The sequence below is a fragment of the Thermodesulfobacteriota bacterium genome (assembly GCA_036482575.1).
GTDB lineage: Bacteria > Desulfobacterota > GWC2-55-46 > GWC2-55-46 > JAUVFY01 > JAZGJJ01.
Map to the genome: position 1 here is coordinate 1 of JAZGJJ010000153.1, position 9,036 is coordinate 9,036.

The following is a 9,036-nucleotide window of genomic DNA, read 5'->3' on the forward strand; positions in this document are numbered from 1 at the left end:
GGAAAAGCTTATAAGGGCCGCGAGCGCCGCCGAGAAAAACACCGTGTGCGCGTCGTGCCTTCCCTTTACGGAGATGAAGACGGCGCCGAGGACCGGGATGCCGAGCGGGAGCGCGTATTGGAGGGCGAACCGGGCCGAGGCTATGAGGGCCGGCATGGTCTCAAGGGGCGGGTACTTTATTATGCCGAAGATAATGGCCGCGATACCGGCGTTGCCGACCAGGATGAAAGGTGTGAGGACTAATATGAGGAGCTTCCCGGTGGACATCCTCTCCCCCCTTCTCCCCGGCGATATGGATATGGACGCGGGGGTCTCCGGCAGGTCACCGACGAGCTCGGGCAGGTTCTCGACTATATCCTTTATCATCTCGGGGCTGACGTCGGAGGGCCCTACGCCCTCCATTAGCACCTCTATCGAGTCGTTGGAGAATGTGATGCTCTTTACCGGGTGGGAGAATATCGCCTTTATGGGCGCGCGCCGCCTGTCGTCCATGAGGTAGGGGCCGGCGAAGGCGCGGTTTTCCGTGGCCACGTAGAACTTCTCGTCGAACTGCCTCTCGCCGGTCTGCACCTCCTCGGCGAGCCCGATACTCTTCCCGAACCTGTCGAAGCCACCCTCCCTCCTTATCTTTAGTGGGTGGGGGAACGAGCACTCGATGCGCACCTTGAAGTATGAGGGGGTGTTTTTCGAGCCTTGCGAGTATTCGCACTCGTAGGGGAGTTCCCCGCCTGTTCCGGACCGGACGGTCCCCGTGATGCGGTTGCCTTCCGCCTTTGCCTCGAGCGCGGAGGCGATCTCCTCCATGCTTCCGCCCGCCCCGCCCCGCCCCCCGGCCCCGCCGGCCTTCTGCCTTTGCCGGACCTTGTAGATGACAAAGCCGGTGACCATCATGTTGACGAGGACGAAGACCGCGATGAGTATATAGATGGTTGTGTCGGACATCTCAGGCATGTCGGGCACCTTTAGTTGCTGTTTCGGCGTTATTGTTCAGGCGTTGCTACTTCGGGCCGAAGACCCGGAACCCCTCCCTCTTCCACCTGAAGTAGTCCTTTAGTATCTCGGCGTGGTCGAAGGCGAGTGGTGCGGGGAGGGTGTCTTCCGTAAAGACCCCGACCGCCCTGGCGTCGTCCCTCGCTACGGGCTCGGCGCCGGGTGGGGCCTCGGCCACGAATACGACCGATACGGTATGGAAGCGCGGGTCGCGTCCGGGGTCGGAGTAGGCGTGCATCTGGCAGACGAGCCGTACGGAAAGCGAGGTCTCCTCGATCGCCTCCCTCCGGGCGGCGTCTTCGAGCGATTCACCGGCGTCCACGAACCCCCCGGGGATGGCCCAGCCGTATGGCGGGTTTTTTCGTTCGATGAGCACTATGCCGTTGCTCGGCGTCACGGCGCTCGGCATCATGCCGCTCGGCATCATGCCGTTCGGCATCATGCCGCCGGGGGCGAGCTCGATTATGATGTCCACCGTGGGGAGCGGGTTTTTGTGTTTTTCCGTCATGGTTGCTCAGACCTATAATACCCCCGCCCGCCTCTAGCGGGCGGGGGAGGGCGGGAATACCCCCGCCCGCGTTTTGCTACTTGGCGGGCGGGGGAGGGAGGGAGGGCTTGAAACCCCCTTGAGTACTGCCCTGCGTTCAATCTATCCGAACCGTTTTCCGCGCGCGATACAAAACGATAGTTTCAAATAAGGTCGGACGTTTTTAAAATCCGAAAAAATTCGAAAAACCCCAAAAATTCGAAAGAAATTCCTTGACAAGCTCCGGTTCGGCTGATATAGGATAGGGGCTTTTGGGCTGAGTTTGCCCCGCGTTATCTGGTGAAGTGAAACACCAGGATCGCGGTTATAACGATAAGGTTTACCACGGCGCCCACGATTATGACGTAATCCACGGGTTGCGGTTTCCACTTCTTCATAGTAACGGAGGGTAATACACCTCCGGGCGGTTTGTCAATAGTAGCCACAGTATCCGCTAGTATCCATCGGTCGGCAACGCGGGTAAATAAGGTTGCCGGCCCTAACTTAAGCAGCAAGCCCTTAGAGGACAGCATGGCAGAGCAGTCAAGCAAGGTCGGACCGGCGATTTTTGCAACCACGTTGGTTGTTATACTGTGGTTTTTCTACTGGTTCCTGGGGCACCAATAATTTTGGGGGTACGTCAATGAAGACTTTCGTGGCATTTCTCGCTGCCTTTGTTGTCTGCGCGGGGGTATTCCTGTTGCTTGACTATGCGCTCTTCAATCTTCAGGGGATACCGCTCACGTATACCGGCGGAGCGGCTGCGCCCGCTGCGGGCCATTAGATACGGAAGTATGATGCTTTTTCGCAACTTACCCGGGAGTAAAAAATGAGCTTGTCCGCTCCGGATAGTCTTTCCAGTTTTTCCAGAAAGAGGAAGGCAGTTGTCTTTCTCATCCTTTTTGCCTTCATAGGCATTTCAGTCTCGCTTTTCCCGTTCGACCTGATAGGCGGTTCGCCGGACGTGTTCGCCTCGGAAGCCGGCGGCGAAGAAGCGGCCGTGGAGACGGAGGCCGCTGAAGGTGCGGAGGCCGCGGAAGCCGCTGAAGAAGGAACTCCGGTATACCAGCCCGCGCCCAAGCTCACCGAAGCGGACTACCCCCAGATAAGCTGGATCAACGGCAGGATGCTCGCCTGGTTTGCCGCCCAGCTCCATCTATGGTTTGCCGCGTTCGTGCTCGCCGTACCCATTTTCGTCTTTATAATAGAAGCCATCGGCATGGCCACGAAGGACGAGCGCTATGACAAGATGGCCTATGAGTTCATAAAGGTAAGCATCACCGCATACTCTGTGACGGCCGTCTTCGGCGGCCTGCTCACCATGACGCTTATCGTCTTCTATCCGGACTTCATGAAGTACATGAGTAGTATTTTCGGCTCCACCATGATAGCGTACGCGCTCATCTTCTTCGCCGAAAGCGCGTCGCTCTACCTCTACTACTACGGCTGGAACGCCATGAAGTACGGGACCTGGAAGTGGGTCCACCTGAGCATCGGGCTCGTCCTGAACGCGGTGGGAACGACGCTCATGTTCCTCGCCAACGCGTGGGTCACCTTCATGATGAGCCCGCACGGGGTCGACGTCGCCGGGGTCTTCGACGGCAACGTTTGGCACGCCATACACAACCACCTCTGGAACCCGATAAACCTCCACAGGTTCGTCGCGAACATAGCCTACGGCGGCTCGGTCGTCGGCGCATACGCGGCCTACATGTTCTTGAGCGCGGATACCAAGGAGGGCAAGGCGCACTACGACTGGATGGGCTATACGGCGAACTTCATAGCCATAGCCGCGCTCCTGCCGCTCCCGTTCGCGGGCTACTGGCTTATAGCCGAGGTATACGCCTACAGCCAGCAGATGGGTATTACCGCCATGGGCGGCGTCTTCGCGTGGCTCTTCATATTACAGGCGGTCCTGATCGGCGCTCTCTTCCTTTCGGCGAACTACTATCTATGGTGCGGCATGGGCAGGAGCCCGGGGGCCGTACGCTACACCAAGTACATCAAGTACATAGGCTTCGTTATAGTCACCTGCTTCCTCGTATGGTTTACGCCGCACACCCTGATACTCGAGAACTGGGAGCTTGAGGCGCTCGGCGGACAGTACCACCCGTTCCTCGGGCCGCTCGGCATCATGCCGGCGAAGAATACGGCGGTCAACATCATGCTTATGTCCACGTTCCTGAGCTTCCTCCTGTACCGCCGGGCCAATAAGATACCGACCGTCTCGTGGGCGGCCTACGGGAACGCCGCCCAGGTGGCGATATTCGTCGCCGCCACGGTGAACATAGCGGTGCTCGGCATATACTACGGCTACTTCACCAACACCGTCTACAAGGTCGCATCAAGCGTGCCCCAGGTGGCCTCCACCCTGCTGGTGATAGCGTCCTGCATGGTAATAGACGTTCTTATGTACAGGGGGGCAAAGGACGTGGGACCGTTTGAGTGGGGCAAGATGCCCGCGAGAAGCCAGTACGCGCTCTTTATGCTGGCGGTCTCCTTCACGTGGCTCATGGGGCTTATGGGCTTTATAAGGTCCGCCTTGAGGCAGCACTGGCACGTGTACACCGTCATGCGCGACAGCTCTCCGGACGCCTTTACCCCGAGCATAGCCTATGCGGCCAAGACCGTGAGCGTGGCTACCATAGTATTCATGGCCATAATCATCTTCATCTTCTGGCTCAGCCAACTGGGTGCCAGGAAACAGGCGCCACAATAAAGGGGGCTCCGTAGATGACTTTTTTAAAAATGATACTTTTCAGCCTGGCGATCCTGGTCTTCTACGCGGGCTTTGCCGTGGTCTACATCCCCTCCATCCAGCCGGCCCCTCCGCCAAAGGAAGAGGTGCTGGACCTGGGGCAGATGAGCATGGGCGACTTCATTGCCCTCGGCGACAAGATATTTAACGGCAAGGGGACCTGTACGCTCTGCCATAACCCGGTGGGCGGCAGGGCTCCCCTGCTTGACTCGGTGGCCGACGTGGCCGACGAAAGGATTAAAGACCCGGGATACAAGGGCGAGGCCAAGGACGCGGCGGGGTACATCTACGAGTCCATGGTCAAGCCGTCGGCCTATGTGGTCGCAGGTTTCGGCGTTATGGGCACGGACCCTCCCAAGAGCCCCATGCCCGACGTATCAACGGGCGCGGTGGGTTTGAAAGAGGCCGAGCTCATGGCCGTTATCGCCTACCTCCAGGATAACGCGGGCGTTGAAGTAACCGTTGAGATACCCGCCGCAGAGGAGGCCGGAGGCGAGGAGGCCGCGGCGCCCCCGCCGCCTGCAACGACCGTGGAAGAGGCCGTGGCAAAGTACGGCTGCGGCGCGTGCCATAAGATAGCCGGACAGGTGGGAGCCATAGGGCCCGACCTGACGAAGATAGGGGCTACCAAGGATACCGACTATATCAGGAGGGGCATAATCGACCCGAACGCCGACGTGGCCGAGGGCTTCCCTCCCGGCATGATGCCTCCGACCTTTAAAGACACTATGACCGCGGGCGAGGTGGAGATGCTCGTGGACTACATGGCCAACTCCAAATAAGCGGTATTCCATAGAGAGAGGCTTTTATTTTATGAAGATACCCAAGCTGCTACAGTTCGTCATAGCCACCCTTGTCGCCTACTTCATATTCCAGGCGCCATACCTGTTCCTGGGCAAGCCCATACCGGCGAGCCTCATCATCATGTACATGTTCTTCTCCGTGGTGATGATACTGATGGTGCTGACCTCCAGCGAGGAGAGCACGCAGGAGCTGGTCGGGCCCATAAAGGCGCTTGTAGAGGACCCGAGCAAGGCGCTTGTGAGGAACGTGGTCTTCGTTATTGTGCCGGTTATAGCGGCAATAATAACCTATAACCAGGTAAAGCCCAGCTTAGAGTCGCCGGTGGAACTGCGTTCCACCCACCCGGCCCCGCCCTCCAAGTTGAAGGTGTACGGCAAGAGCTATGACATGATGACGCTTGAAAACCCCTACCGCAAGCTCGAGAAGGAAGACCCCGAGAAGTTCAGGGAGTTTGTGAAGGAGGGCGGCGAGGTATACTTCCAGAACTGCTTCTACTGCCACGGCGACAAGCTCTACGGAAGGGGGCACTACGGCCAGGGCTTCGACCCGAGGCCGCTCCCGTTCCAGGGCAAGGACACCATAGCCCAGCTCCAGGAGTCCTTCGTATTCTGGAGGATAACGACCGGCGGCCCGGGGCTCCCAAAGGAGGCCACCCCCTGGAAGTCGGCCATGCCCGTATGGGAGGACTTCCTTACCGAGGATGAGGTGTGGAAAGTCATCCTCTTTATCTACGACTATACGGAGAACATACCCAGATCCTGGGAATAGGGCTGGGAATAGGGTAAGAGGATTATCGTCAACTCAATAAAAGAGGACGTCATTTTATGAAAAAGATCTTTATAACTATATTCCTGTTGATGCTCGTGCCCGTATACGCCGGTGCCGCGGGGAATGCGGACAACGGCCGGAAGGTATACGATAAGAGGTGCTGGTGGTGCCACGGGGAGGACGGCGCGGGCGAGGGCCCGGCGGCCGAGTACCTCGTGCCGCCGCCCAGGGACTTCACCTCGGTTATGTTCAAGTTCAAGACCACTCCCTTTGACGAGGTCATGCCGAGCGACGACGACCTCTTCGGCATGGTCAAGGGCAAGGGCGACGATAAGGGCGGTACCGTCCATAACTCGATTCGCAACTGGCGTGGCATGAACGACTCGTCGATGCCCGGCTGGGACGATATGCTCAGCGACGAGGAGATATGGGACGTGATCGCGTACATAAAGGGCCTTGCGGAGCTGGAGCCGCCGGAGCTGGGGCAGCTGGACTTCTCCTCCCAGGTGGCGTCCTCCGAGGATAGTATCGCCAAGGGCAAGGAGATTTTCAAGGACAACTGCACCGAGTGCCACGGCCAGCTCGGGAAGGGAGACGGCACAAAAAAACTCAAGGACGACGCGGGCTACCGCACCTGGCCCAGGAACTTCACCAAGGCCTGGTCCTTCAGGGTCAATAACGACCCCAGGAACATCTACGCCCGCGCCTCGATAGGCATCCCCGGCACCCAGATGCCGAGCTTCGCCGACCCGGAGAGCAAGAAGAAGCTCAGCGACGAGGAGAGGTGGCACGTGGCCAACTACGTGGCCTCCCTTGATGAGCCCTACAAGAAGCCAGGCAACAATACCGTTATAAAGGCCGTGCGCGTGGAAGGGGACGTCCCCGAGACGTCGGACAACGAGGCGTGGGCCGGGGCCGCGTTTACCAGCTTCTACATGGTCCCCCAGATAATCGCCGAGGAGCGGCTCTTCACGCCTTCCATAAACTCCGTCTCTGTAAAAGCGGTATATAACGACAACGACATAGCGTTGCTGATCGAGTGGGACGACAGGACAAAGAGCCTTCCGGGTGACGAGAAGGCGAAGGAGATAGCGGACGGAGACCCGCTGAAGGACGCCTTCGCGGTGCAGCTGCCCGTTACCCTCGCCCCCGCGGGCGAGACCGAAAAGCCTTACTTCGGCATGGGGAGCGCCTCCAAGCCCGTAAATATCTGGCACTGGATAGGCGAGTCTACGACGGACCCCCAGGCACTCCATCTGCTCGAAGGGAAGGGTTTTAAGGATTTTGCGCCGAGGGACGCCGAACCTTCCGGCTTGAAGGCCCAGGGTGTCTACGACAACGGCACGTGGCGCGTGGTCATGAAGCGGAAGCTTAAGACCGGCGTCGAGCAGGACCTGCAGTTCGAGGAGGGTAAGTTCATCCCCATCTCCTTTGCCGCATGGGACGGGAGCAACTTCGACGAGGGCTCCAAGCACGTCATGACCGCATGGTACTGGCTCCTGATGGAGCCCAAGACCGGGAGCGGCGTCGTAGTCTGGCCCCTGGCCATTGCCCTCCTGGTTTTCGGCGGAGAGTTGCTCTGGCTCAGGAGCGCGCGTAAAAGGTAACCCCCCCCTCCCCCCTCCCCCCGGCCCCGGCTTTCCATTCCCGATGCACTTTCCGGGTGGTCGGTTGCCGGTCAGAAATGACTTGACTGAGGCGAGGGACGGGTGGTAAAATATGAAGAGTATATGGGCCCGTAATGAGGATTGCGGGTCGTTTTCTTTTCACAGGCAGGCACTTCGGGTAGCATTAACTCAAGACGGAGGTCTAAGTAAATGAGATTATTCAAAGGCACATTGGCGGCATTAATGGTCTTCACGTTCGTTGCGGGCGTGTCTTTCGCCGGAGAGGCGAATGCCGGACCGACAGAGGACGACTACAGGAAGGCCGACGAACATAATATCAAGGGCAACATCTACGACGACGAGGGTAAGTTCCAGGAGGCCATAGAGGAGTATAGAGAGGCCCTCAAGTACGACCCCGAGGACACCGGCACCCTTTTCAATATGGGTATAGTGTGTCTTAAGATAAACCTGCCGGGGGAGGCGGTCCAGGCGTTCGAGAGGGTTGTCAGCATTGATAGCAAGGACATTGAGGCGTATAACCTCTTGGGGCTCGCCTACAGGAGTTCGGGAGATACGGACAAGGCGATAGACACGTGGAAGAAGTCGCTTACCATAGACCCCGAGCAGGAAAAGGTCAAGCAGATGATAGAGGAGAGCAAGAACCTCTGAGTCGTTCCCGGTAGAGATATGAAAAACCCCATCCGTAAAGTCGACATGGACGGATGGGGTTTTTTTTAGGCAGAGGGGGCAGAGGGGGAAGTTGCTGGATTTCATAAAACCGGAGAGGCAGAACTGGCGTCACTACTTCGGCGGTTTCGGCCTGCTCGTCCTGGCGGTACAGTTCCTTACCGGGCTCGTGTTGGTGTTTTTCTACGAGCCTGACCTTAAGACCGCCTACAAGAGCGTACAGTACCTCACCAACGTCGTCACCGGCGGGAGCCTCGCCCGTAACCTCCACCGCTGGGTAGCCTTCAGCGTATTCCTCGCCATAATAGTCCATACCATACGCACCACCGTCAGGCTGGAGTTCCTCAGGCCGCAGAAGCGCCTGGAGTGGCTGACCGGCGTACTGCTCGTGCCGGTGCTCTTCCTCCTGCTGACCACCGGCCTCATACTCCCCTGGGAGTGGAAGGGCTACTGGCTGATGGAGATGGTCCCGAACTACTTTGCCGCGCTCCCGGTCGTCGGCCCGGCATTGAAGGGTTTTTTCCTCGAGTCTTTCACCCTTCCCCGTTACCTTGCGATACACATACTCATACTGCCGGTCATTGGGCTCGTCCTCATAGACTACCACTTCCTGGTGAAGCTCAGGAAGAGGGGGATCTTCCGCTACATGCTGAGGCACATGGCCGTGACGCTGCCGTTCCTTATCGCAGTCGTGGTGCTTGCCACCTCCGTGACCATCCCCTCCAATGACCCGGAGATGATACCCTTTCCGCTCGAAGGGGAGTACATACCCGAGCCCGAGTGGTACGTGCTGACTCTCCTCCTCCCGTTCTACTACTTCAAGGGCGCGGCGGTGCCTTTCCTTTCGATAGTGCTGCCCCTGACGCTTCTCCTTCTGTTCGCCTTCCTGCCCTATT

8 protein-coding genes are annotated in these 9,036 nt (G+C 58.5%); 6 read left to right on the top strand and 2 right to left on the bottom strand.

What is annotated here, in order from left to right; all coding sequences use genetic code 11:
• On the bottom strand, positions 1–942 hold a 942-nt coding region (locus V3W31_06720), incomplete at its 3' end, for a hypothetical protein (GenBank protein MEE9614630.1).
• Between the two features lie 55 nt (positions 943–997).
• On the bottom strand, positions 998–1,498 hold the full coding sequence (locus V3W31_06725) for an NUDIX hydrolase (protein MEE9614631.1): 501 nt from the start codon (positions 1,496–1,498) through the stop codon (positions 998–1,000).
• Between the two features lie 847 nt (positions 1,499–2,345).
• On the opposite strand from V3W31_06725, the gene V3W31_06730 reads away from it, so the two are divergent.
• The 6 genes from V3W31_06730 to V3W31_06755 all read left to right on the top strand — a co-directional run.
• Positions 2,346–4,235: a cytochrome ubiquinol oxidase subunit I gene (locus V3W31_06730; GenBank protein ID MEE9614632.1), complete on the top strand. Its 1,890-nt coding sequence runs from the start codon at positions 2,346–2,348 to the stop codon at positions 4,233–4,235.
• Between the two features lie 14 nt (positions 4,236–4,249).
• Entirely contained in the window at positions 4,250–5,056 is an 807-nt protein-coding gene (locus V3W31_06735; GenBank protein ID MEE9614633.1) for a c-type cytochrome, read from the top strand.
• 31 nt (positions 5,057–5,087) lie between these two features.
• A complete protein-coding gene (locus V3W31_06740) occupies positions 5,088–5,846 on the top strand; it encodes a cytochrome c (protein ID MEE9614634.1) in 759 nt (252 codons plus the stop codon).
• Between the two features lie 56 nt (positions 5,847–5,902).
• Complete coding sequence (locus tag V3W31_06745) at positions 5,903–7,453, top strand: c-type cytochrome (protein ID MEE9614635.1); 1,551 nt, start codon at positions 5,903–5,905, stop codon at positions 7,451–7,453.
• A 210-nt stretch (positions 7,454–7,663) separates the two neighbouring features.
• Entirely contained in the window at positions 7,664–8,122 is a 459-nt protein-coding gene (locus V3W31_06750; GenBank protein ID MEE9614636.1) for a tetratricopeptide repeat protein, read from the top strand.
• A gap of 91 nt (positions 8,123–8,213) precedes the next feature.
• On the top strand, positions 8,214–9,036 hold an 823-nt coding region (locus tag V3W31_06755), incomplete at its 3' end, for a cytochrome b N-terminal domain-containing protein (GenBank protein MEE9614637.1).